Consider the following 25,138-nt stretch of genomic DNA (forward strand, 5'->3'; position numbering starts at 1 on the left):
TCATTCCCTTGTCAATTCACATTACGCCGCTGCAGTGGCATTGCCCCACTCGTCACCCCAGGACTGCACGAGATGCCCCAGCGATACCTCGACATGATACCGCTTCGGCGGAACATAAGAGAGCGGCCGGATCGGGCTTTTGATCTCTTCGTTGCTCAAACCACGGCGAATGCCCCGGCGTGCCGGGTCAGGTATGGGAACGGCAGCGAGAAGCCTCTTTGTATATGGATGCTGCGGGTTTTCGAAAATAGCCTGCCGCGGACCGATCTCGACGATTTCGCCCAGATACATGACGGCAACGCGATGGCTCATCCGCTCCACCACCGCCATGTCATGGGAAATGAAGAGGTAGGAAAGCCCCATGCTTTCCTGCAGGTCGAGCATCAGATTGATGACCTGCGCCTTGATCGACACGTCGAGAGCCGATACAGCCTCGTCCGCCACGATAACCTGCGGCGCCATGGCGAGCGCGCGGGCAATACACAGGCGCTGCCGCTGGCCACCGGAAAACTCGTGCGGAAAGCGGCTGGCCATATCCGGCTGCAAACCGACCTTCATCATCAGATCCGCCACACGGTCGCGGGCATCGCTTCTGCTGGATGCGATACGATGCGCAAGCAGCGGCTCCGCCACCGCATCGCCCACCTGGATGCGCGGATTGAGGCTGGCGAACGGGTCCTGAAAGATCATCTGGATATGCCGGCGCATGGCGCGCATGTCCTGACCCGTCAGATCGAGCACCTCCTTGCCATCGAGCTTCACCGAGCCGGAAGTCGCATCCTGCAAACGGATGATCGTGCGGCCGGTCGTCGATTTTCCGCAACCAGATTCACCGACCAACGCCAGCGTTTCTCCAGCCTTCAAATCGAAGGAGACGTTTTCTACCGCATGGACGCGGCCGGATGTGGAACCGAGAAACCCGCTGCCGATATCGAAACGCGTCACCAGATCGCGCACCTGCAGAAGCGGTACCGGCTCTGCAGACACGGTGTCCTTCACCTCCGGCATATCCACCGGCACGCCCGTCTCGACATCCACCAGCGGGAACCGCGCCGGGCTGGCCTCACCCCGCATCGATCCGAGCTTCGGCACGGCAGATAGGAGCGCCTTGGTATATCCGCGCTGCGGCTGCGCAAAAATCTGCTCGGTCTCACCGCGCTCGATCGCCTCGCCCTTGTACATGACGAGTGTCCGGTCGGCGATTTCGGCAACCACGCCCATGTCATGGGTAATGAAGAGAACGGCCATGCCTTCCTCTTCCTGCAGCAGCTTGATCAATTCGAGGATCTGCGCCTGGATCGTCACGTCGAGCGCCGTTGTCGGTTCGTCGGCAATCAGCAGTTTCGGGCGGCAGGCAAGCGCCATGGCGATCATGATGCGCTGCCGCATGCCGCCGGACATCTGGTGCGGATATTCTTCGAGGCGCTTGGCAGCGGATGGGATGCGGACCTTGTCCAGCAGGCCGCGTGTTTCTTTCATCGCGTCCGTCAGGGTCAGGCCGCGATGTGCAATCAGGACTTCGGAAATCTGGTCGCCGATGGTCAGCGACGGATTGAGGCTCGTCATCGGCTCCTGAAATATCATTGCGATCCGGTCGCCGCGAACGTCGCGCATTTTTCGCTCGGGCAGCGTTGTCAACTCCTGGCCCTCGAGCTTGACGGATCCTTCGATCCGGCAGTTCTCGGCGCCATAGAGGCGCATGACAGACATCGCCGTCACGCTCTTGCCGGAACCGGATTCGCCCACCAGCGCCAGGGTCTCGCCTGCATGGATATCGAAGGACACGTCACGTACTACGGGAAGCCAGACACCCTTGCGGCGGAAGGAGGTTTTCAGGCCCGACACGGTCATCACAGGTGCGCTCATGGACGGGTCCTTTTTCTCTGAATTCAGGTCCGAATACAATAATTTGCCTCTTTATATTGCATGCCACAAATGAAAGCACGTTGCCAGTATCGATATAGGATATATTATATATCTAATGGTCATTAAGGGTCGCTTTCGACCCGCCGCACCTATGTTTCAAAAGGAAATCTGCATGAAACTCGAAGCGATCCCCCGGCTCTCCCTCGGCTATCTTCCGACGCCGATTGAAAAGATGGAGCGACTGAGCGCCGAGCTCGGCATTTCGCTTTCCGTCAAGCGGGATGACTTCACCGGCTTCGGTGGTGGTGGCAACAAGGTGCGCAAGCTCGAATACCTGATGGCCGATGCCGTCGCTCAAGGCGTCAAGGTTCTGATCACCACCGGCGGCCATCAGTCCAACCACGCCCGCATGACCGCTGCTGCGGCCCGCAAATATGGCATGAAGCCCATTCTCGTTCTGCGCGGCAATCGGCCGGATCTCTATCAGGGCAACCTCCTGCTCGACCATCTGTTCGGCGCCGAAATCGATTTCCTCGATCCCGACGCCTATTTTACGGAGATCAATCCGCGCATGGAGCACCATGCCGCCGAGGCAGAGGCGCGTGGCGAAAAGGCCTATATCATCCCACTCGGTGGCGCGAGCGCACTCGGCGCCATGGGTTATGTCAACGCGATCAAGGAACTCTCCGAGCAATATGCTGCAGCCGGCACGCCCGCGCCACGCTATCTCGTAGCCCCTGTCGGTTCGGGCGGCACGCTTGCCGGTATTCATATCGGTTGCTCGCTGTATTGGCCGGAAACAGAAGTCGTCGGCATTGCCGTAACCGGCAGCGCCGTTCCTTTCAGTGAACGTATCGCCGTGATGGCCAATGCGGGAGCGGAACTTCTCGACCTCGAAAAGCGCTGGACCGCCGACGATATCCGTATCGAGAACGACTATATCGGTCCCGGTTATTCCATCCCGTCGGATCAGGGCAATGCGGCCATCAAGCTCGCCGGCAATCGCGAAGGCATGCTTCTCGATCCGGTCTACACCGGCAAGGCTTTCGCTGGCATCATCGGTTGCGTTGAAAAGGGCAGCATCCAGAAGGGCAGCTCCGTGCTGTTCGTCCATTGCGGCGGCTCCCCTGCCCTCTTCCCCTATGCGGGTCTCCTGACGAACGATCTCGCCGGCTGATCACCAGCCAGGGTGTCGGACATCACGCCAAACATCCTCCCCAACTAAACCTCCCATATGCCCAGGCGCATGGGAGGTCTTTTTTTGACCGAACGGTATCAAAGACGACTGTCAGGCAGCAATCGCGAGCTTCGGCCGAAGTCTTGAAACGTGGAATGGCGCGGGATCGACCAGCGTATCCCCGCCCATAACGATATCGGCCATCAGATGGCCGGCCCCCGGCCCGATTCCGAACCCGTGGCCGGAAAAACCGGAGGCGATAAAGAAGCCCGGCGTCGAGGGCACATTGCTGATGACGGGAACCGCATCCGGCGTTACATCCATCATGCCGGCCCACTCATTGACAATGCGAGCCTTCGCGAAGGCCGGATAGGCACGTGACAAATTGGCGAGTGCCTTGCGGTTGAAGGACTTCGTCGGTAGCGGATCGAGCGTGCGGATCGCCTCGAATGCGGTCTTTTCATCGAGCTGCCAGCTTCGTGGCATAACCAGTTCATCGACGAAGGATTTGCCGACGCGGAGCTTCAGCTCCCGCCATGTTTGCACGAAGGACGGCATGTATTCGGCAAACAGTCGAAAACTGTCCGGCACGATATTGGCGATATTGGCGTTGCGCAGCGCCACCGAATAATCGCCGTCCAGCCGCTTTCTGTAAGCGAAGTCACCGGCGCCAACCGGCATGTCGGAAATGCCTTCGATACCGGTCACGCGGGCAACCGTGCCCATCACCTTCAACTGCGGAAAATCGATGCCCATATTGCCGGCGAACAGCCGCGACCAGACACCGCCGGCCAGCACGACCGACGAGCATGCGATCCGCCCACGTTCAGTAACTACCGCCGAAATCCTGCCGGCCGAACGTTCCACGCCACGCGCGGCGCACTGGGTCAGAATATGAGCGCCGGCCCGTCTCGCCGCATTCGCCATGGCGACCGTCGCCAGTGCCGGCTCGGCACGACCATCGCTCGGCGTGTGAAGACCGCCGATCAAGCCGCCCGACGATCCCGGCAGCAGCGCCTCGACCTGAGAGCCGGTCAGCATTTCGGAGTTAAGTCCGTAGGCCTTGCCCTTGTCATACCAGCCGCCCCAGATCTCCATGTCGCGCTTGTTGTAGCAGAGATAGGTGATGCCGGTGCGCCGCCAGCCGGTTTCCTCGCCTGTGCGCTCGTTCATCTGCGACCACAATCGAAGGCTTGCCATGGTCAGTGGAATTTCCGCCGGATCGCGGCCCATCTGGCGTGTCCAGCCCCAGTTGCGTGCCGACTGCTCGCCGCCGATCACACCCTTTTCGACCACCGCGACGGAGACGCCTCGTTCGGCCAGGGTAAGCGCCACGTTGATGCCGATAATGCCGCCGCCGATGACGACGACATCGGCATGCGCTGGCAGTTCGGCATCGCCTTCAAAAGGGGAAACGGGAATAGAAAGTGACATGGCTTTTGCCTCGATCGTCGATTTCAGAAAATTCAAGCTGCCCATTCCGGGTCGGCGTCCTGCACCAGATGGCCGGGCGATACCTCGCGATAGGTGCGCGCGGGCGGCACATAGTCGCCCGGACGCACAGCACTGCGGATTTCGCTGTCGGAGATCTTGTGGCGATCGAGCCGCCGCGACGGATCGGGAACCGGCACGGCCTCGATGAGACGGCGCGTGTAAGGATGGACGGGGTTGGAAAAGATCGCCGCCCGAGGTCCGATCTCGACGATTTCTCCCAGATACATCACGGCCACCCGATGGCTGATCCTTTCAACCACGGCCATGTCGTGACTGATGAAGATGAAGCCGAGTTGCATCTCCTGTTGCAGTTCCAGAAGTAGGTTGACGACCTGCGCCTTCACAGAAACGTCCAACGCCGACACCGCCTCGTCAGCGATGATCACGCTTGGCTTCAGCGCCAGCGTGCGGGCAACACAGATGCGCTGCCGCTGACCGCCGGAAAATTCGTGCGGATAACGCCTGGCAATCTCCGGCGAAAGACCAACACGGGTCAGCAATGAGGCGGCAATGTCGTCCCGTTCCTTTTCCGTGGCGATCTTGTGAATGCGCAGCGGCTCAGTGATCGCCCGGCCGACCGTCAGGCGTGGATTGAGGCTGGAAAAAGGGTCCTGAAAGATCATCTGCACCGAGCGGCTGAGCGATTGCCGCGTGTCTTTTCGCATCGGCTTGCCGCAGATTTCCACTGTGCCGGCAGTCGGATGGAGGAGGCCGGTGATCAGCTTGCCGGTGGTGGATTTGCCGCTGCCGGACTCGCCGACGATCGCTAGCGTTTCCCCGCGTGCAAGCGTCAGGCTGACATTCTCGACCGCATGCACACGCGCGGTAACCTTGCCGAAGATCGTCTGCTGCACCGGAAAGCGAACCGTCAGGTCCTTCACATCGAGCAGGATTTGCGACATGTCCACAGTCGATTTCAAAACAGAAGCTTCGTCGGCAAGACCGGTATTGATATCGTAGATGTCAAAAGGCTGCGGATCGTTTGAACCGCTCATCGATCCCAATTGCGGCACGGCGGAAAGCAGTGCCTTGGTATAGGGATGCCGGGAATTGGCGAAGATTTCGGTCGTTGCCCCCTCTTCCACCACGTCACCGCGATACATCACCACCATGCGGTCGGCGACTTCGGCCACCACGCCCATATCGTGGGTGATGAAGAGGACGGCCATGCCCTCCTCTTCCTGCAACTCCTTGATCAGGTTCAGCACCTGCGCCTGGATCGTCACGTCGAGTGCCGTCGTCGGCTCGTCGGCGATCAGCAGCGCCGGTTTGCAGGCCAGCGCGATGGCGATCATCACGCGCTGGCGCATGCCGCCGGAAAACTGGTGCGGATACTCACCGTAACGGCGCGCGGCGGATGGAATATGCACCTTCTCCATCAGCCGGATCGCCTCAGCCTTGGCTTCCGCCGTGGAAGTGCCGCGATGGGCGATGATGGATTCGGCAATCTGCTCACCGATGCACATTGTCGGGTTGAGCGACGTCATCGGCTCCTGGAAGATCATCGCGATCGCGTTGCCGCGCAACGCTTTCAGGTCTTTCGGCGAAAGAGACAGGAGTTCCCTGTCGCCCAGCCGGATCGAACCCTCGATACGCGTCGATTGCTGCGGCAACAGGCCAAGCACCGACAAGGCGGTGACGCTCTTGCCCGAACCGGATTCGCCGACGATCGCAACGGTTTCGCCCGGTGCTATATCGAAGCCGAGATTGCGCACGACCGACGTCCATCCGTCCTTGTTGCGGAAGGATATGTTCAGGCCGGAAATGGACAGGCCCGGCCTTGCTGTTGGGTCGGATGTCGACATCACTGCCCCCTGATCTTGCTGGATTTCGGATCGAGCCTGTCACGCAGGTCGTCGCAGAAGGCATTTAGGATGAGGATCATCGCCGTCAGCGCCGCACAGGGCCAGACCAGCAACATCGGTGCCTGTGCCAGCGTGGCGCGTCCGGTGCCGATCATCAGTCCGAGCGACGGCGCCGGCGGCAGTACGCCAAGCCCGAGGAAGGACAGGCCGGATTCCAGCACCACGGTCACTGCGACCGTGAACGAAAACTGGACGATCAGCGGGCCGGCAATGTTGGGCAGAATGGTTGAAAACATCACCCGCGCATTGCTCGCGCCCATGCTGCGCACGGCCTCGACATAATCCTGCGAACGGACGGACAGCACGCTGGCATGCGCGACGCGCGTAAAACTCGGCACGAAGACGATGGCCAGCACCGGAATGAGCGTTACCGGTCCCGGTCCGTAAAGCGTGACGGCCAGCATGGCGAGCAGAAGTGGCGGGAAACACAATACGATATCGATGAACCGCATCGCCAGCATTTCTGTCAGTCCGCGCGAGTAACCGGCCAGCACGCCGAGCGCCGTGCCGATGACACCCGCCAGAATGGCGGCGGCAAAGGCCACGATCAGCGAGTTTCGGATGGCGAAGATGAGGCGCACGAGAATGTCACGGCCGAATTCATCCTGCCCGAACAGATGCGCGCCTGATGGACCGGCAAAGCGGGCGGCGGTATCCATCTTCAGGGGATCTTGCAGCGGCAGAAGAGGAGCGAGAAGACTGACGACGAGCAACAGGGCGAGCAGATAAGCCGGGATCTGGCGTGGTGTGAATTTCAAGAAAGCTCCGTTCATTTGCGCACCCGCGGGTCGGTCAGGCCGTAGAGAACGTCGACCAGGAAGTTGAGGCCGATGAAAAGCGCCGAAATCACCAGAATGACACCGGTCACGGTCGGATAGTCACGGGCATTGACGCCGCTCACCAGCATTCCCGAAAGCCCCGGCCAGTTGAACACATATTCGACAAGCACGGTGCCGCCGAGAAGCGAGCCGATCTGCAGCGCGAAAATAGTGATGACGGGGATCAGCGCATTGCGAAGGATGTGGTGGAGTACGATGCGGCGATCGCCCAACCCCTTGGCGCGCGCGGTGCGCACATAATCGAGCGGAAGCACTTCCAGCGTCGAGGCGCGCGTGATCCTGAAAACGATCGCGGCAAGGCCGATGCCGATCGAAAGGGACGGCATCAACAATAACCCGATGTGCTTGCCCGGCGCCTGCGAAAACGCCACGAAACCGCCTGCCGATGTGAGTTTCAGCATCTGCGAGAAGACGAGGATGAGAAGCGTACCGAGCACGAAAACCGGAATACCCTGCGCAAAGCCCGCCAGATAGGACGCAGCGCGATCGAACGCTCTGCCGGTGTGAAGTGCGGCATAGATGCCGGCTGGAATGCCGATCACGAGGCTTATCAACGCCGCAAGCGCGATCAACTCCAGCGTGCGCGGCAGCCGGCGTGCGATTTCCGCAGAGACCGAACTGTCATCGACCATCGAACGGCCGAGATCGAAAGAGGCAAGGCCTTTCAGCTTCTCAACATACTGCTCGACGATCGGACGGTTCAGCCCGAGGTCTTCACGGATCATCTGCACGGTGGCCGGATCGGCCGAACCGCCATCCTGTGACAAAAGCAGCTCGACGGGATCACCGGGCACAAAATGGATGGACATGAAAACCAGCGTGACGATCACCCACAGCATGATCAGACTGGCAAACCCGCGTCTCAGAAACCAGAACATATAGCCCCTATTCTCTTATCGTCACGGCACAGGCCGCCGCAGTCATGCGGCCGGAGCCAATGCCATTACCGCTTCCGCCTGCAGTAAAACGCAAGCGGAAGCGCCGGGGGAAATGGTGTCAGGCAAGCGCCAGCTTGTCGAACAGCGTTGCCGAGAAGGGCGACATCTGGTCCGGCAGCAGTTCGAGATTGCTGACGGCCTTGGATCGGGCAAAACCGGTTGCGCGATAGGCAAGGCCGCAGAAGCTGGTATTGTCGCAGACGAGCTTGTCGACTTCGGCGTAGAGCGCGATGCGCTTGGCCTCGTCGCCTTCCTGGCGGCCGCGCTGCAGCAGGTCGGAGAGACCCGGAACCTCGAAATTGCGGCTGCGAAGGAAGGTCTGGGTCAGCGACGGATCGATGACGGTTGCCGCCGAATCCGGATCGAGCGTATCGATGCCGATACCCTGCACCGCGAAGTCGCCGATGCCGCGATTGCCCATGGTGACGCGCGTTGCCCAGTCCGGCATGGTCAGGTTCACCTTGATGCCGATTTCGGCGAGATGCGATTGCACCAAGACGGCAATGCCGGAATGCATCGTGTATTGCGAGGTTGCCAGCAGCGAGACCTCAAGACCGTTTTCATGGCCGGCCTCCTTCAGCAGCGCCTTTGCCTTTGCCGGGTCGTAAGACCAGTAATTGGCCAGCTCCTTGTTGTAATAAGGCGAGACGGTAGGGCGCGGAACACCGGAAAGCGGAGCACCTCGGCCATAAAATACGCTGTTGACGATTTCCTCGCGACGAATGCCGAAGGCAACAGCCTGGCGCAGCTTCGGGTCCTTGAACACGCCCGAACCGTTGAAGCTCAGATACATGAAGGCACCGGAAGCCATGGCGTCGAGCTTGAGATTGGCATCCTTCTCGATCGTGTCCATCGCGCTCCACGGCACGTAATCGATCAGGTCGACATCGCCGGCGGTGAGTGCCGCAACGCGCAGGTTTTCATCCGCATAAGGGGTGATCTGCACATCCTTGAAGGACGGAAGACCTTCCTTGAAATAATGCTCCGACGCGGTGAGCGAGATGCCGACGCCCTTTTCGGCGGAAACGATGGTGAAAGGTCCGGCACCGATCCCCTGCTCCTGGCTGTCGGTGGACCCGGCTGCAAGAATGGCAAGGAAAGGATAGGCCATGACGGAAGGAATGGTCACGTCCGGTGCCTTGGTGACGAGCTTGAAGTTGCGATGATCAACGACCTCCACCGAGGCGATCTGGGTCACCGGATCACGCATATAGGCGCCGGAACCTTCAGCCGCGATCTTTTCGAGCGTCCACTTGACGTCGGCCGAGGTCACCGGCTGGCCATTGGAGAATTTGACGTCCTTGAGCACAAAAGCCCAGGTCAGGTCGTTTTCGCGCTTCCAGCTTTCCGCCAGTTCGCCGACCAGTTGGCCCTTGGCGTCATAGGTGACGAGGTTGCGATTGATCAGCGCGGATACGAGCTGGCCGGCATAACCGACATTGATCCACGGGCGAAAATGCGACGGATAGGTCGACAGACCAACCCGCAGAGTTTTCGCTGCCGGTGCAGCAAAAAGCTGACCGGGAAGTGCTGCGGCGGCGCTGGATATGGCGAGATATCTCAGGAGATCCCGGCGATTAACAATCATAGCAGTTCCCTCTTTTATGGTCTGTCTGTTTCTGGCTTCAAGGCACGGCGCGCATGTTTTCATGCTTTCGCGGACGCCTTGTTGATCAAGCATCAACCTGTCCTGCCGCGCTTCTCACATCATCTTTTCCACCCGATGATGGATCCGCGGCCTCCATGAACGTCAGCTAAGAACCAGAAATGAAAATCGTCAAGCTAATTCCAATAAAAGGGCCTAATAATTGTCTTTGTCCCTATTATAGGAACATGCGGCAGTTTTTCCACTCAAAACACGTCGCCGAATTGCCTTTTATTCCTATATTCGGTTTTTTATAATTTATATGGTCCTTTTATTGGAATTAAGTTGACAGTTTTTTTCTCCGGTTCTTACATGACGGCACCTCGGGGCGGCACAGCCTCAAAACAAGAAGGGGAACTTCATGGTCTGGCGCATTGGCGTGGATTCCGGCGGTACGTTTACCGATGTATGTCTGTTTGAAGAGAACACCGGCGAGGTGAAAATCTGGAAAGTGTCGTCCACGCCGGACGATCCTTCGCGCGGCATCACGCAAGGCGTGGAAGAAGGCATTCGCGAAGTCGGAATCACCGCTGCCGACGTTGCGTTCCTCGGCCACGGCACCACCGTCGCCACCAATGCGCTCATTCAGGGTCGCGGTGTGGAGACCGGCCTCATCACCACTGACGGTTTTCGCGATCTTCTTGAAATCGGTCGCCAGAAGCGTCCCGACCTCTATGACATCCAGGCCGACAAGCCGGATACGCTGGTCAGCCGCGATCTGCGCATCGGCGTCAAGGAACGCATCCTGTCCAACGGCGAAACAGAGACCTCGCTCGACGAGGAAGAGTTCCGCTCAGCCGTACGCGAATTGAAAAAGGCCGGCGTCAAGTCGGTCGCCGTCTGCTTTCTCTACAGCTTCCTGAATTCAGAACACGAAGCAATCGCCGGACGCATTCTCGAAGAAGAGTTCCCGGAAGCCTTTTCCGCCCTGTCGCACAAGATTGCTCCGGAATTCCGCGAGTTCGAGCGCATGTCGACGACGGTCGTCAATGCCTATCTCGGCCCGGTGATGAAGGGCTACGTCAATGCCCTCAGCGGCAAGCTGAAGAACCTCGGCATTTCGGTCGCACCGCAACTGACCCAGTCGAATGGCGGTGTCATCGGTTTTGACGCAGCAGCCGACCTGCCCGTTCGCACTGTTCTGTCCGGCCCGAGCACCGGCGTCGTCGCCGCACAGGCGATCGGCCGGATGACCGGCATCGAAAACCTCATTACCTTCGACATGGGCGGCACGTCGAGCGACGTGGCGCTGCTGACCGGCGGTAAATGCCAGGTCGTCAACGAATCCGTCGTGCATGGTTATCCGATCAAGGCGCCGATGCTCGACATCCATACGGTCGGCGCCGGCGGCGGCTCGATCGCCTATGTCGACAATGGCGGCTTCCTGAAGGTCGGCCCGCGCAGCGCCGGCGCAAATCCCGGCCCATCCTGCTATGGTCTCGGCAACCCGGAACCGACGGTGACGGACGCCAACGTGCTTCTGCAGACGCAGAACCCGCATTACCTGCTCAACGGCCGCATGAAGATCAATCAGGAGCTTTCACACGCGGCTATTCAGACGCTGGCCGACAAGCTCGGCATGGGCGTTCTGGAAACGGCAAACGGCATTCTCGATATCGTCGCCGCCAACATGGCCAAGGCCATCCGCGTCATCAGCGTGCAGCGCGGCCACGATCCGCGCGAATATACCATGGTCGCTTTCGGCGGCGCAGGTCCGGTTCACGCCGCACGTTTGGCAAAAGAACTCGGCATGAAGCGCATCCTCATCCCGCGCACGCCCGGCGTCCTTTGCGCGCTCGGCCTGTTGATGACCGATCTGCGCACCGATTTCTCCTCCACCCAGCTGACGCGACTGGACGAAGCGAGCACCGGCGGCATCGGCGAAATCTACGCAAGCCTCGAATCCAAGGCCTATACCTGGTTCGAAAGCGAAGGCATTGCCCCTCAGGCACAACAGATTTCCCGCACGGTCGACGTGCGTTACGCCGGCCAGAATTACGAGATTTCCGTACCTGTCATGGCCGGACCTGTAACGGCGGCAACCTTTGCCGCCATCGAGGAAGCCTTCCTGAATGCCCATCGCCAGCTCTACGGTTTTATCGCTGAAGGCGAACCGGTGCAGATGGTAACCTTCCGCCTTGCGGCCAGCGGGCTTGTCGAAAAGGCGCAGTTCCAGCCGGCCGAAATCGAAGGCCCGGATTCGTCTGCGGCGATCACCGGTTCGCGCGAGGTCTGGATGATGGAAGCCGGTGGCTTCGTCACGGCAACGCTTTATGACCGCGCCAAGCTGAAGGCCGGCAATGTCGTAGAGGGTCCTGCCATCATCGACCAGATGGATACCACCACCGTTGTGCCTATGGATACGACCGCGACCGTCGATGCCTATCTCAATCTCATGCTTGAGGCGAAGTGATGCTGAACGTCAATCAGGAACAAACCACGGCCATCAACCCGATTACCGTCGAAGTGATTGCCAGCGCTTTTGCCTCAACCGTGGAGGAAATGGGTGAGGCACTCGTCCGCGCCAGCTATTCCACCAACATCAAGGAACGCCGCGACTGCTCGACGGCGCTGTTCGATGCCCATGGCGCGATGCTCTGCCAAGCCGAGCACATCCCCATGCATCTCGGCAGCTTCATCGGCTTCATTCCCTATCTGATGAAGACGCCGGGTCTCGAAAACATCAAGCCCGGCGATATCTTCATCGGCAACGATGCCTATGAGGGCGGCGGCACCCACCTGCCGGACATCGTCATGGCATCGCCGATCTTCGTCGAGGGACGTTTAGTGGCCTGGGCCATCAACACCGCCCACCATTCCGATTTCGCCGATCGCGGCCATGCGCATATCTATCAGGAAGGCCTGCGTATTCCGCCGGTCCGGCTCTACCGCGAAGGCGTGTTGCAGGAGGATATCCAGCGCCTGTTCCTGCTCAATTGCCAGGTTCCGCACGAGCGCATTTCCGACTTACGCGCCCAGATGGCGGCAAACCGCCTCGGCATTACGCGCGTCAACGAACTGTGCGAAAAATATGGTCTCGATACGGTTCTGGCGGCCGGTTCCGAACTGATGAACTATGCGGAACGCAAGATGCGCCTCGGCATCGCCGCCATTCCCGACGGCACTTATTCCTTCAAGGATCGCTTCGACAGCGAATCCCTTGTCGGCGAACTGGAATTCGGCGTGACGATCGAAGTCAGGGGCGATGAAATGCATCTCGATTTCGTCAGCCCGCCGCAGGTACGCGCCGGTCTCAACGTCGTTTATACCGCGCTTCTGGCCACCGTCTATTATGCGGTCAAATCGATCGTCGATCCGACCATCCTGCCGAATGCCGGTCTGGCGCGCCCGATCCATGTGACGGCGGAAGAAGGCAGCCTGCTGCGCTGCGGCCACCCCGCAGCCGTTGATGGACGTATCACCGCTTGCCAGCGTGTGGTCGATCTGGTCCACGGCGCGTTTGCGCAGGTCATCCCGCACCGGGTGACGGCCGCCTCCAACGGCTCGGTCGGCGTCGCGAGTTTCAATGGCACACGGCCCGACAAGAGCCTCTGGGTCTATCTCGAGACCATCGGCGGTGGTTCCGGCGCACGCTGGAACAAGGATGGTTTGGACGGCGTGCACGTGCACATGACCAACACCTCGAACCTTCCCGTCGAAGCACTTGAAAACGAATATCCGATCACACTGCTGCGTTACGAACTGGTGGATGGTTCCGGTGGTGCGGGTACATTCCGGGGCGGCATGGGTCTTCGCCGTGTCTATCGTGCCGAGGCGGAGTGCCGCGTACAGGTCATGGGGTCACGCCTCATTTCCGCCCCCTGGGGTATCGATGGCGGACTTGAAGGTGCGCGCGGTTACTTCTCGCTCAACGGCAACCGTGACGTTTTCGTCGACGGTTCGGTCGATCTCACCACCGGCGATCTTCTGGAAATCGTCACGCCTGGCGCGGGAGGTTATGGAGTTCCCTCGGGCCGTGAAAAGAATGCGGTCTCGCGCGACATACGTGAAGGACGATTGACGGCCAGGGAAGCCACCGAGCTTTACGTTTAAGGCATCTTTATGGTTGCATTCCACCCGGAATTGACAAGCTCGGTGGAAACGTTTCACAGCTTTAGCTCGTATCAGCCTGCACCGTAGCCAACGGTGCAGGCTGATATATTGCCTTTGGAGGACTTGGGAATTGAGCGCGGAAAAGAAATCGTCGAGCAATGTCATGCGCGCGGCCGAGATCCTCATGGCACTCGGTGATGCCAACCCGCCGGGACTGACATTGTCCGATCTCGCGACGCAACTGGGCGATGCCAAATCCGCTGTCCACCGCGCGCTTGTGGCGCTCAGCCAGTTCGGCCTCGTCGAGCAATCGGGGCGACGTGGGGCCTATCGCCTCGGGCCTGGCATCTATGCGCTGGCGAACAAGTCGCACAGCATCAACGACATGGTGAACTTCTATCGTCCGGCGCTGATCAGCATCAGCGCCGAGACGGGCCTGTCGAGCTATCTGATGGTGCGGTCCGGCCTCGATTCCGTCTGCCTAGATTTCGCGCTTGGCACGCTTCCCATTCAGGCCATGTTCGAAGGTGTGGGCGGGCGCCTGCCGCTTGGCGTCGGCCTTGGCGGTATCTGCGTTCTGGCCCAGATGGATGACGCTGCCCGCGACAGGATTATCGAGATCAACACCGAACGCTACGCGCGATGGGGTGTGGACACCGAAACGGTAATGCAGGAAATCGCCATGCTGAAGACGGAAGGCTACGTCTTCGGCACGAGAAAACATGGCGGCGGTGGCGAGATAAAGACGATCGCCTTCCCCGCTGAGAAAGCCAATACCTTCAACAGTCAGGCCGCGATCTCGCTTCTTTTGCCAACCGATACCGATAGCTCCGACCTTAAGGCTTTTTTAAAAGCCTACAAACGCATCTCGATTAGCTGATAGGCCAAGCGCGGCCCCTCAACTGTAAAATTTTCTGAAAATCTTTCCGGTGAAGCAATTTCCGGAAGATGTTGTTTACGGCGGTTGATTTCGCGGAGACTTGAAAACTCCCTGGTCTTGAAGGGATACGAACCGGCGACCCGTCATTTCTCATCTGCGGATTAATTTGGGTTCCACCGAACAGGACTTCCAAGGACACAACCCCGCCCCTTAGAGCAAATGCGATCCGAGAGACTACCCAATCGTTCATTGCAGTATGCAGATCATCAAGATCTGCCGCCTTGGGTATTGAAACTCCGGTCGGCAAAATCCTGCGGTGACGAGATAGGCGAGGGTTGGGGGAGGAGGCCTAAACGTCATCCAAATGGGCCACAACCATAGCCGCATTTCGCTGATCCGCTCTGATAGTTTCGCTCATGTCGTTTAGCAGCTGTGTAAGTCGGTCCAGCCCGACGCATTTTTAACTGACTTTCAAACATGCGCGATAACATTGCGTCCGCAGACCCGATATGACGTCCAATCGCATGCCGGCTCAATCTCCACCGGCAACGCCAGCATCAACGGCAAACCGCCTGGTCCGCACGTGAATGATGCCCCACGATGTTGACAGTCGCTCTCTATCTGTCTGTTGACCAGAGAAGTTTCAACGCAGCGAGCTCACAAGGATCGCAGCGGCCTGATTGGCCGCAGAAAGCGCTGCCTTCATACCCTCCCCTCGCAGCAATTGCGCCGCCAATACGCCGATAAACTCATCACCTGCGCCATGCGTGCTGACGAGCTTGATCTTGATCGCCGGGATCGTCGCCTCTTCGCCGTCGCGCGTCGCATAGGCAACGCCCGCACCGCCAGCCGTCACGACAGCCACCGGGAATGATTTTGCAAGAACGCGTGCTGCCGCAATCGCATCGTTGAGCGTATCGACCTCGGCACCACCGGCAAGCGCTTCCGCCTCGACGGCATTGACGACCAGAACGTCGATCAACCCTGCCAGTTCAGGCGAAAGAGCTCTCACCGGTGCGGCATTCAGAACAACCTTGCCCCCTGCCCTCTTCATCGCTGAAGCCGCAAGCACATTTGCCGGATCCGGCACTTCGTTTTGCAGGACGAGGATATTGCCCGCCTGAAACAGCGATGCCGCCTGCTGCACATCTGTTTGCCCGAGCTGAAGATTGCTGCCCGAGACGATAACTGCGCCATAATCGCCTTCGGCATCGAAAATTGCCACGCTCATGCCGGAAGCGGCGCCTTCGATCACCCTGACATGATCCAGTTCGACCGCGTTTGCGGCAAGATTGGCGGTCAGCGTGCCGCCAAAATCATCGTCACCCACGGCACCGATCATCGCAGACCGCACGCCGGCCTTCGCTGCAGACACCGCCTGGTTTCCACCCTTGCCGCCGCAGGCCGGGTTCCACGCCGAACCGGTCACCGTTTCGCCCTTTCGCGGGCGCGCCGGGCCTTTGACGATGATGTCGTAATGCAGGCTGCCGAAGACGACGACGGCGGGGGTGGATGCAGTCATAGGAATTTGTCTTTCCGTTTGGAGGCGACGGCCGCCATGGTCTTTTCGAGATGGTTTTCGGCGGCGGTGTAATCGCGCTGCGCAACAGCCACGAATACCGCGTCGAGAATATTGAGCTGGGCGATGCGGGCGGCCGCATTCTCGCCCATCAGCGGCGAACCCTGCGCTGTCGAACAGAGAACGACATCGGCATGCTGTGCCAGCGGAGATTCATTGTAATTGGTGATCGCAATCGTGCGGGCACCGTTGCGTCTGGCAGTCTGCATTGCCTCGATAACCGCCATCGTATTGCCGGAATGCGAGAACCCGACGGCAATATCGTCATTACCAAGCAAGGAGGCGGACATCAGCATCATGTGCGAATCGTCGTAGACGCTGGCGCGTACGCCGATCCTCAGAAATTTGTGGGCCGCGTCGCGGGCGATCTGCGCCGAACCGCCGACACCGTAGAAATCGCGCTGACGCGCACCATGGATCAGGTCGGCAGCACGATCGAACGCTTTGACATCCATGATCGACAGGGTTTCTTCCAGCGCCTGGATCGAAGTCCGGAACACTTTCTGTATGATTTCCTGGGACGTGTCCTCGATGGACAGTTCCTGGTGCATTTCCGCCGTCGGCAACCGGTTATACTGGGAAACCGCATTGCGGAATTCGCGATAGCCCGCGAATCCCAGTTTCTTGGTGATCTTCACGACCATGGCTTCCGAGACGCCGGCATCGGTTGCGATTTCCTTCAGCGACGTGTCGTCATTGAAGCTGCGCAGTGCAAAGACGGTCTCGACCACCCTTGCTTCCAGCGGCGTCAGCAGCGGCAGGCGCATGCGAATGCGCGGGCCGACTGCCTTCGGATCCATGTTGTCGGAATTCATCCCCGTCCCCTTGTCGCGCGATCAATCATCATTGCGACAAGAATTATAAGGCCGGTTGCGAGAAGTTGATAGAAAGCCTGAACGTTCATCAACGTCAAACCGTTGCGCAGGGCACCCAGAATGATGGCGCCGAGGATGGTGCCGACGATCGATCCCTTGCCGCCCATCAGCGACGCACCACCGATGGCGGCAGCTGCAATCGCATCGAGTTCCCACAGATTGCCGAGGATAGGCTCTGCCGCACCGAGGCGACCGATCAGGATGAAGGATGCAAGCGCCGCCAGAACACCGGAGATCACATAGGCAGTGATCTTGGTGAGCGCGATAGGCACACCGGCCACATAGGAGGCTTCTTCATTGCCGCCGACGGCGAGCAGATATTCACCAATCGGCGTCTTCTTGAGCAGGACCCAGGCTCCGAAGGCTACAACCGCAACGATGATGACCGAGTTCGGAATGCCGGCAACATTGCCATTGAACAATGACCGGAAGCTCTGCGGCACACCGAGAACCGGATTGCCACCCGTATAGATCAACGCGATGGCGCGGTAAGTGCTGAGCGTTCCGAGCGTGACGATGAACGGCTGAAGGCCGACATAGGCGACCAGCACGCCGTTGACGAGACCGCAGAAGGCACCAATGCCGAGACCGGCAAGAAGCGCCACCGGCACGGGCACGCCCGTCACCAGAAGAGCAGCCGTCAGCACGGCGGAAATCGCAGCCGTCGGGCCGACCGAGAGGTCGATACCACCGGAAATGATGACCAGCGTCATGCCGAGCGCGATGCAGGCATTGATGCTCGACTGCTGCAGGATGTTGATGAGGTTGCGCTCGGACAGGAAGCCCGGCACCAGCGCCGCAAACACGGCCATGATGATGATCAGGCCGATGAGCGTACCGGCATCACGCAGCGAGAACGAGCTGAAAAGTTTCGAGGAACGCTTGGGCGTTTCGGCGGCGATATCAGACATGGGTGTGCTCCTGCGTCGAGGAATGGGTATTTGGCTCGGCATCGCCGACGGCGTGCGAGACGATGGCCTGTTCCGTCAGCTCGTGTCGTTCCAGCTGGGCGGCGATGCGGCCGTTGCGCATGACGATGACCCGGTCCGACAGCCGGATAACCTCGGGAAGTTCCGAGGAGACGACGATGACGGACTTGCCTTCGGCGGCGAGGTTTTCGATCAGATGATAGATTTCGGACTTGGCACCGACATCGATGCCGCGTGTCGGTTCGTCGAACAAGAGGATTTCAGATCCGGCGGCCAGCCAACGGGCGATGATCGCCTTCTGCTGGTTGCCACCGCTGAACAGCTTGATCGGACGATCGATCTGGAACGGCCGCAGGTTGACCCGCTTCAGCAATGTTTCGGCAGTATTGTTAACCGTCGAATGGCGAACGACGCCGACCTTTACGAATTTCCGCAAGGACGGCAGCGCCATGTTCAGCGACACCGGGCGCATGGGAATGATGCCCTCGCGCTTGCGCTCTTCGGGCAACAGACCGATCCCGGCAGAGATGGCGGAGCGCGGGTTTGTCAGCTTCAGCGCACGGCCGTCGATGCTGATCTCGCCGGATCCGATCTTGTCGACGCCGGCCAGAAGACGCAGAAGCTCGGTACGGCCGGAGCCGACCAGGCCGGCAATGCCGACGACTTCGCCGCGTCTTACTGTGAAGGAGACGTCGCGGACATGCGTGACCGCGGAGGAAAGGCCCCGCACTTCAACGCGAACGTCATCCTTCACAAACGAATTGTGTTCTTCCTGCATCAGCTCGCGGCCGACCATCATCGCGATCACGTCCGACTGTGCGGCGGTGCGCAGGTCAACCGTGCCGACCACGTTGCCGTCACGCATGACGGTGCCCTGGTGGCAGATGCGGAAAACCTCATCCATCTTGTGCGAGACATAGATGATCGCCACGCCGGAGGCCGCCATCTTCTCGATGATGACCGCGAGGCTCTCGAATTCGGCCGGCGTCAGGCTGGACGTCGGTTCGTCCATTGCGACGATCTTGGCGTTTTCCAGCAGGGCGCGGGCGATCTCGACGATCTGCCGCTGCGCCACCTTCAGGTTCTTGATCGGCGTCGAAGGGTCGATCGACGGGTCGATCATGGCAAGCGCTGCGGCCGCGCGCTTTTCCTGTTCGCGACGATTGACCAGCAAGCCGCCGGCAGTCTTCAACGGATGGCCGAGAAACATGTTCTGCGCGACAGTCAGATTGGGGATCTGCTGCAACTCCTGATGGATCATGGCGATGCCGGCGCGGCGGGCATCCTCGGGGCTCTTGAACGTGGCAAGCTTGCCATCGACGTAAAACTCGCCGCTGGTCTGGCGCGACACACCGGACAGAATGCGCAGCAGCGTCGATTTGCCGGCGCCGTTTTCGCCGAGAAGAGCGTGAACTTCACCGGGCTTTATGGAAAAGGTCGCGTCCGAAAGCGCCTTGACGCTTGGAAAGGTCTTGGTGATGCCCTCGAACTTGAGGCGAGCCGTTGTCGTCATCTCGGTGCTTTCATCAAAGGAGGGGAGCCGGCCTCGGGAGGACCGGCTCCTGTTGCGATTACTGCGCGGACGCAGCATCCTTCATCAGCACGGCGCGGACATCGACGCCGTCGCCCTTGTACTTGGCAAGGTTGTCCTTGGTGATCAGCGCCTGCGGCGTGGCGACGACACGTGCCACCTTCTGGCCTGCGACGAGACGAAGTGCCGTTTCCATCGCCACTTCACCAGTCAGGATCGGAAAACTGTCGACCGTACCGGTCAGTTCTCCGGCTTCGATCGACTTGTAGGCGTCGGAAATGCCATCCGTGCCGAACACGGCGACCTTGCCGAGCAGGCCCGCAGCCTTGACCGCCTCGATGACGCCGAGTGCCATGCCGTCATTGTTGCAATAGAAGCCGACGAGATCGGGGTTCTGCTGCAGAATGTTGGTGGCGGCATCGTAGGACTGCTGGCGATCCCAGTTACCCGGAACGCTGGCAACGACCTGGAACTTGGAGTTCTCGCCGATGGTGGACTTGAAGCCCGCCGTGCGCTGGACAGCGGCAAACACGCCGGCCTGGCCTTCGATGATGGCGACCTTGCCGCCTTCCGGACGGTTGTCGATGAACCATTTGGCAACACGCACACCGTTATCGCGCTGGACGTTGCCGACATAGTGCTCGGCCTGCGGCACGACGGCATCGTTGACGTTGACGACGGGGATGTTGGCTTCCTTGGCCTGCTCCATGACCGGCTGCAGGTTGGCATCGGTCTGCGGCGACACGAGAATGACGTTGAAGCCGGTGGTGACCATGCCTTCTGCAATCGTCAGCTGACCCAACTGATCGCCTTCGCTCTGCGCTGCCTGATAGGCAACGGTCGCGCCGGCCTTCTCACCGAACTTCTCGTAACCTTCGCCGAGCGAACGCCAGTATTCGTTGGTGAGCGTCTTGGAAACGCCACCGGCGCGCGTGCCTTCCGGAATTTTCGGAAACGCGCCGTACTTCGCTTCAAGCTGCGACCAGTCAACCCGGTCCTTTTCGGTATCCGAGTTGAGCGGTGCAAGCTCCTGCGCGAAGGCCGCGCTTGCCATCAGCGCCAGCGCCATGCCGGCAAACGCGGATTTCAGGTGTCTGTTCATAGTATCCTCCCAGGTGTGGTTGTTGGAATAGAAGATGTCTCTTGGAGCTCCCTCAAGCGACGTCGCCAAGCATTGCCTCCTGAATGATCGACTGCGCGGTGACGGCATCCTGACGGTCGATCGCGCTGCCGAGGCGGTTGTCGCCTTCGAGACGATCGACGACCTTGAGCATGCGCTTGACGGTCTGAATGTTGACTTCGCATTCATGAACCGGATCGAGGCCGGTCATGTCCGGGAAGGTGTCAAAATAGATCGCGCCATCGTAACCGTCGCGACGGATCTGGCGCAGCAGTTCGATGGTCTGGATCGAGTGCACCGCACCGACCATCAGGCCATCATCGCGCTTGGCATAACCGTCATTGAGGTGAACGCCGAGCAGACGGCTGTGGCGGGCGATCATGGCGGCGGCGAAAGCCGGCTGTTCGTCGGCATAAAGCACATGCGCGAAATCGAGCGTGACGCCGAGATTGGCACAGCCCGCTTCCTTGATGGCCAGAAGCGTGGTGGCGCAGTCCGGCATCAGACTGTAGGAGCGCGGCTCGTTGGGCTTGTATTCGATCGAGATCAGGCAGTCGGCGTCATGTTCGCAAACTTCACGAATTCCATCGATTTCGTGTTGCCACATGCGATCATAGTCAGCCTGGAAGGCATAATCGAAGCCGTCCTGACCGAGCCAGATGGTCATCAGGTTGGAACCGGCTTCGCGGGCTGCATCGATACCGGCCTTGGTCAGGTCGATCGCTTCACGGCGAACCGATTCGTCGGGATGGGTGAAGGCGCCGAGCTTGAAAGCCGGATTGGTGTAATAGCGCATGGCAAAACCGTTGATTGCCAGGCCCATATCTTCCAGCTTACGCTTCAGTTCTGCAGGCTTTTCACCGACGTGATCGGGATAATTGAGGTCCAGATCCGTCAAGCCATCGACCTTGGCGGCACGCGCCGCCATCTGCAGGACCGTCGGCTTGCCCTTCAGGTCCGGCCATTCGCCGGCAGGGTTCGAAGCGAAGGAGTTGAGGCGGGTGGCAAAACGGAGGTTCGACAATGTCTTCGGCCCTATCGAAAATGATCAGATGCCGCAACTTCACAAAATCATTCTCTCTTGTAAAGTAAAATAGTTATTGCAACGCACCATGGGCGAACAGGCCGCATCGCCCGGATACACCACTTGCCTTAAAATCAAGCAGTCTTCTGCGGCGTGGCGTGCCCACTCTCGGCTTTTTGCGGGTCATAGCTTGCCACTGTTTGTCTAAGTCACGAGAGCTATGCGTTGAGCTCATATCCTTGCGATATTGTCACTGAAAATTCCGCGCCTTAACCTTCAGCGTATCGATAGCCGAGATCGAGTTTCGCGCCTGGATGGCCGACGGCAAGCTGCGCCATGCGGCCTACAAAGGTTTGCGGGAGCGGCAGGACAATGCCGATGTTTCCAGCTCGACTAGCGGATCGCTGGCGATGCGCTAGATTTCCTCATCGGTCTGAGCGGAGGGATAGCCTGCAATGTGCGCTCTTTATCGGATGGAAGACAAGGACTGGGTCTCGAAGTGGGCCCAGGACGCCGAGAGCCTAATCAACCTCATGCCCGCCTACCAGATGAACCCCGATCAGATGGGGCCGATCGTTCGCAACACGGCCGACGGCAAAACGCAGCTGGTGCATGCGCGCTGGGGCCTTCCTTCCCCGATATTCGTGCAGAAGAAGGCCGCCGAGGCACGCGCGGGTAGCCTCCTGTAGCCGGGCAAGGGCATCCGACAGTTCGGTGCACTGAAGCAGCTGTTTGCGATCGGCGGGAACGGTGATATGTTCACTATCCGTTCCAACTATCGAGCCTCAACCCGGACCTTCCGGCAGCACCATGACAGACACGATCCCGGCAGAGACCTTCCGCAAAATCATCCATGTAGACATGGATGCGTTCTATGCGTCGGTCGAGCAGCGGGACAATCCGGAGCTGCGCGGCAGGCCGTTGGCCGTCGGCGGTGCTGCCGCCCGCGGCGTCGTGGCGGCCGCCAGCTATGAGGCCCGCAAATTCGGGGTCCATTCGGCTATGCCGTCGGTCACGGCGGCGCGTAAATGCCCGGATCTGATTTTTGTGAAGCCAAGGTTCGAAGTGTATCGTGCCGTTTCGCAGCAGATCCGCGAGATTTTTGCCGAATACACGCCTCTTATCGAGCCCTTGTCACTGGACGAGGCTTATCTCGACGTGACGGAAAACCTGAAGGGCATGCCGATCGCCACAGAGATCGCGCTGGAAATCCGCGCAAAGATCAAAGCGACGACCGGCCTCAACGCATCGGCCGGGATTTCCTATAACAAGTTCCTGGCCAAGATGGCGTCGGACCTCAACAAACCCAATGGCCAAGCCGTGATCACGCCGAAGAACGGCCCGGCTTTTGTCGGAGGCCTCGCCGTCAAGAAATTCCATGGTGTCGGGCCGGCCACCGCCGAGAAGATGCATCGGCTCGGTATCGAGACCGGCGCAGATCTCAAGGCGCAGTCTCTCACTTTCCTGACACAGAATTTCGGAAAGTCCGGTCCCTATTTCTACGGCATCGCCCGCGGCATCGATAATCGTCAGGTTCGGCCCGACCGCGTGCGAAAATCCGTTGGCGCCGAAGATACGTTCAGCCAAGATATCGACGATCTTGATCTGGCGACGAGCGAATTGAAGCCGTTGGCGGAGAAGGTCTGGAGCTATTGCGAGGGAAAAGGTTTCAGCGGCAAGACCGTCACCGTGAAGATCAAATATTCCGACTTCACCCAGGCGACGCGCAGCAAGACCACCGCCCTTCCCTTTGCCAACGGCAACGAGATTCTTGAAGCAGCAACAGGGCTTCTCGCGACCGTCTATCCGTTCAAGCTGTCGGTGCGGTTGCTTGGCGTGACCCTATCCTCGCTAACGAACGATCAGGGCGAAGATGGCGATGAGGATCAGTCGCAATTGGATTTCGGGATGTAGGTAGAAACGAAAAAGCCTGCGCAGGAGGAGTGCGCAGGCTTTTCGAAATCATTGGACACCGGCTGGGAGGAGGAGTGCCGCTGTCCATTCATGCTACCCTTGGGAGGAGGAGTGGGCCGCATGAAACCCGAAGCTCTGTGGGAGGAGGTACATCGCTTCGTTGGAGTTGTTATATACGATCCCTCACGCCGGGTCAGAGGCTGTGTCGCAGCCCAGCTATGCGCAATATGCAAATCCGAAAATTCATCTTCCTCATTTCGAACCGCTAGGCGCGGAAACGGTTAAAGGCGGTCAGATACTTGATGGGCGGATCTGCTTCCGGATATCGGTAGATTTCGGTGCGCAGATAGTGAAGCTCGTCGGCAAGATCGGGCTCGTCCACTTCGACCCACCATGATTTCGGCCGTCCTTCGCTTCCATCCGACCATCGGTATCCACGCGCCTTCAGGTGATCCTTCAGGTCGAATGGGCTGTTTTCGGCAAAAATGCGTACGCGGGATTTCAGACTGGCTCGGTAGAGTTCTGAAAACGCCGTCTCCGCGCCTTCGTTAGGTTTTCGATCCATAACCTCCAGCAAGGCGAAACAGTCATCGAGCGCTCTGTGGCCGTCATGGAAATAGCCGGCCTGACCGATGAGATATCCAAGCTTCGTTCCCTCGAAACCGCGCGCCGACCAGTCAATCTCCGCATTCGAGCAGGCCCAGGCCTTATCCGAGAATATCGGAGAAAACGCTTCACAGAACGGGCGGTCAAAGCTGGCATTGTGCGCGATCACGAGATCGGCGGGCGCGACAAGTTCGTTGACACGCTGCATATCAATCGCCTGACCGGTCACCATTTCGTCTGTCATGCCGGTCAGCTTGGTAATCTCGGGCGGGATGGATTTCTCGGGCTGCCGGAGACCACCATAGCTGCCCGTTATGTCGCCAACCGCACCGGCATGATCAAACGTGAAGGCGATCAGGCCTATCTCGATAATCTCTTCCTTGCGAGGGCTGAGCCCGGTTGTCTCGGTATCGAGGATGATGCCTCTCAATGGAAATTCGGGCCGGATTATTGCTGCGATCTCGCGTTGCTCAAGTTTTTGCAGAATGCGGAAGCGCCCGGTACCGGACAGATGTGCGACCATCTCCGCCTCGGTCATAGTCTTGCTTGTTGACTCTCGGACCGGTTACCGGCGATCAGACGATGGCGACGCAGACAGATTGTCGGAAAACATATCGAACTGGGTGGGCAAATCTGACTGTCCTATCGCAGAGCACGCGAACGGCTACCACGATGATCGATTTCAGTCATGCAGTGACTGAGTCTTGAGCAGATTCGAACCGACGATCCATAGTTGGATCGCAATAAACTACCGAGGTTTTTGGCTTTTCATCTTCAACGCATTGATGTGCAAACGAGCGGGG

General features: G+C 59.3%; 17 protein-coding genes and 2 pseudogenes. 6 read left to right on the forward strand and 13 right to left on the reverse strand.

Annotated features, from left to right (window positions below; all coding sequences use genetic code 11):
- Positions 1 to 21 precede the first annotated feature (21 nt).
- A complete protein-coding gene (locus tag EDF70_RS28045; protein WP_132281062.1) occupies positions 22 to 1,866 on the reverse strand; it encodes an ABC transporter ATP-binding protein in 1,845 nt (614 codons plus the stop codon).
- Positions 1,867 to 2,038: 172 nt separating this feature from the next.
- Between EDF70_RS28045 and EDF70_RS28050 the strand changes: the two genes are divergently transcribed.
- Positions 2,039 to 3,043: a D-cysteine desulfhydrase family protein gene (locus tag EDF70_RS28050; RefSeq protein ID WP_132281065.1), complete on the forward strand. Its 1,005-nt coding sequence runs from the start codon at positions 2,039 to 2,041 to the stop codon at positions 3,041 to 3,043.
- Between the two features lie 111 nt (positions 3,044 to 3,154).
- Here the strand turns inward: EDF70_RS28050 and EDF70_RS28055 are convergent, their stop codons facing one another.
- The 5 genes from EDF70_RS28055 to EDF70_RS28075 all read right to left on the reverse strand — a co-directional run bounded on the left by EDF70_RS28055 (position 3,155) and on the right by EDF70_RS28075 (position 9,767).
- Positions 3,155 to 4,477 carry an FAD-binding oxidoreductase gene (locus tag EDF70_RS28055; RefSeq protein WP_132281187.1) on the reverse strand — a complete coding sequence of 441 codons (1,323 nt, stop codon included), beginning with the start codon at positions 4,475 to 4,477 and terminating at the stop codon, positions 3,155 to 3,157.
- Positions 4,478 to 4,509: 32 nt separating this feature from the next.
- Positions 4,510 to 6,342 (reverse strand): ABC transporter ATP-binding protein, encoded by a 1,833-nt coding sequence (locus EDF70_RS28060; RefSeq protein WP_132281068.1) that lies wholly within the window; start codon positions 6,340 to 6,342, stop codon positions 4,510 to 4,512.
- A complete protein-coding gene (locus EDF70_RS28065) occupies positions 6,342 to 7,160 on the reverse strand; it encodes an ABC transporter permease (RefSeq protein WP_245519409.1) in 819 nt (272 codons plus the stop codon). Before EDF70_RS28065 ends, EDF70_RS28060 begins: the two co-directional genes overlap by 1 nt.
- A gap of 11 nt (positions 7,161 to 7,171) precedes the next feature.
- Positions 7,172 to 8,119 (reverse strand): ABC transporter permease, encoded by a 948-nt coding sequence (locus EDF70_RS28070; RefSeq protein ID WP_132281074.1) that lies wholly within the window; start codon positions 8,117 to 8,119, stop codon positions 7,172 to 7,174.
- A gap of 118 nt (positions 8,120 to 8,237) precedes the next feature.
- Complete coding sequence (locus EDF70_RS28075; protein ID WP_132281077.1) at positions 8,238 to 9,767, reverse strand: ABC transporter substrate-binding protein; 1,530 nt, start codon at positions 9,765 to 9,767, stop codon at positions 8,238 to 8,240.
- Between the two features lie 418 nt (positions 9,768 to 10,185).
- Between EDF70_RS28075 and EDF70_RS28080 the strand changes: the two genes are divergently transcribed.
- From EDF70_RS28080 to EDF70_RS28090, 3 genes are all read left to right on the forward strand, one after another.
- Positions 10,186 to 12,237, forward strand: a complete 2,052-nt coding sequence (locus EDF70_RS28080) for a hydantoinase/oxoprolinase family protein (protein ID WP_132281080.1) — start codon at positions 10,186 to 10,188, stop codon at positions 12,235 to 12,237.
- On the forward strand, positions 12,237 to 13,877 hold the full coding sequence (locus EDF70_RS28085) for a hydantoinase B/oxoprolinase family protein (protein ID WP_132281083.1): 1,641 nt from the start codon (positions 12,237 to 12,239) through the stop codon (positions 13,875 to 13,877). The genes EDF70_RS28080 and EDF70_RS28085 overlap by 1 nt, the downstream gene beginning before the upstream one ends.
- 130 nt (positions 13,878 to 14,007) lie before the next feature.
- Positions 14,008 to 14,757: a helix-turn-helix domain-containing protein gene (locus EDF70_RS28090; protein ID WP_132281086.1), complete on the forward strand. Its 750-nt coding sequence runs from the start codon at positions 14,008 to 14,010 to the stop codon at positions 14,755 to 14,757.
- 643 nt (positions 14,758 to 15,400) lie between these two features.
- Here the strand turns inward: EDF70_RS28090 and EDF70_RS28095 are convergent.
- The 6 genes from EDF70_RS28095 to EDF70_RS28120 are packed head-to-tail and all read right to left on the reverse strand — an operon-like array spanning position 15,401 to position 21,815.
- A complete protein-coding gene (locus EDF70_RS28095; RefSeq protein WP_132281089.1) occupies positions 15,401 to 16,279 on the reverse strand; it encodes a ribokinase in 879 nt (292 codons plus the stop codon).
- Complete coding sequence (locus tag EDF70_RS28100) at positions 16,276 to 17,151, reverse strand: MurR/RpiR family transcriptional regulator (RefSeq protein WP_132281092.1); 876 nt, start codon at positions 17,149 to 17,151, stop codon at positions 16,276 to 16,278. Before EDF70_RS28100 ends, EDF70_RS28095 begins: the two co-directional genes overlap by 4 nt.
- Positions 17,148 to 18,122, reverse strand: coding sequence for an ABC transporter permease (locus tag EDF70_RS28105; protein WP_132281095.1), 975 nt, complete (start codon positions 18,120 to 18,122; stop codon positions 17,148 to 17,150). The genes EDF70_RS28100 and EDF70_RS28105 overlap by 4 nt, the downstream gene beginning before the upstream one ends.
- Positions 18,115 to 19,653 (reverse strand): sugar ABC transporter ATP-binding protein, encoded by a 1,539-nt coding sequence (locus tag EDF70_RS28110; RefSeq protein WP_132281098.1) that lies wholly within the window; start codon positions 19,651 to 19,653, stop codon positions 18,115 to 18,117. The genes EDF70_RS28105 and EDF70_RS28110 overlap by 8 nt, the downstream gene beginning before the upstream one ends.
- A gap of 58 nt (positions 19,654 to 19,711) precedes the next feature.
- Entirely contained in the window at positions 19,712 to 20,773 is a 1,062-nt protein-coding gene (locus EDF70_RS28115) for a substrate-binding domain-containing protein (protein WP_132281101.1), read from the reverse strand.
- Between the two features lie 52 nt (positions 20,774 to 20,825).
- Positions 20,826 to 21,815 (reverse strand): sugar phosphate isomerase/epimerase family protein, encoded by a 990-nt coding sequence (locus tag EDF70_RS28120; RefSeq protein WP_132281105.1) that lies wholly within the window; start codon positions 21,813 to 21,815, stop codon positions 20,826 to 20,828.
- A gap of 455 nt (positions 21,816 to 22,270) precedes the next feature.
- Here EDF70_RS28120 and EDF70_RS28125 point away from each other — a divergent pair.
- Both EDF70_RS28125 and dinB read left to right on the forward strand, forming a co-directional pair.
- Positions 22,271 to 22,489 (forward strand): annotated as a pseudogene (locus EDF70_RS28125) (SOS response-associated peptidase); the annotation flags it as partial.
- Between the two features lie 136 nt (positions 22,490 to 22,625).
- Positions 22,626 to 23,729: a DNA polymerase IV gene (gene dinB / locus EDF70_RS28130; RefSeq protein WP_132281108.1), complete on the forward strand. Its 1,104-nt coding sequence runs from the start codon at positions 22,626 to 22,628 to the stop codon at positions 23,727 to 23,729.
- A 265-nt stretch (positions 23,730 to 23,994) separates the two neighbouring features.
- Here the strand turns inward: dinB and EDF70_RS28135 are convergent.
- Positions 23,995 to 24,894: pseudogene (locus EDF70_RS28135) on the reverse strand (3'-5' exonuclease); the annotation flags it as partial.
- Between the last annotated feature and the right edge of the window lie 244 nt (positions 24,895 to 25,138).

This window comes from Neorhizobium sp. JUb45, from assembly GCF_004343585.1.
Lineage (GTDB): Bacteria > Pseudomonadota > Alphaproteobacteria > Rhizobiales > Rhizobiaceae > Neorhizobium.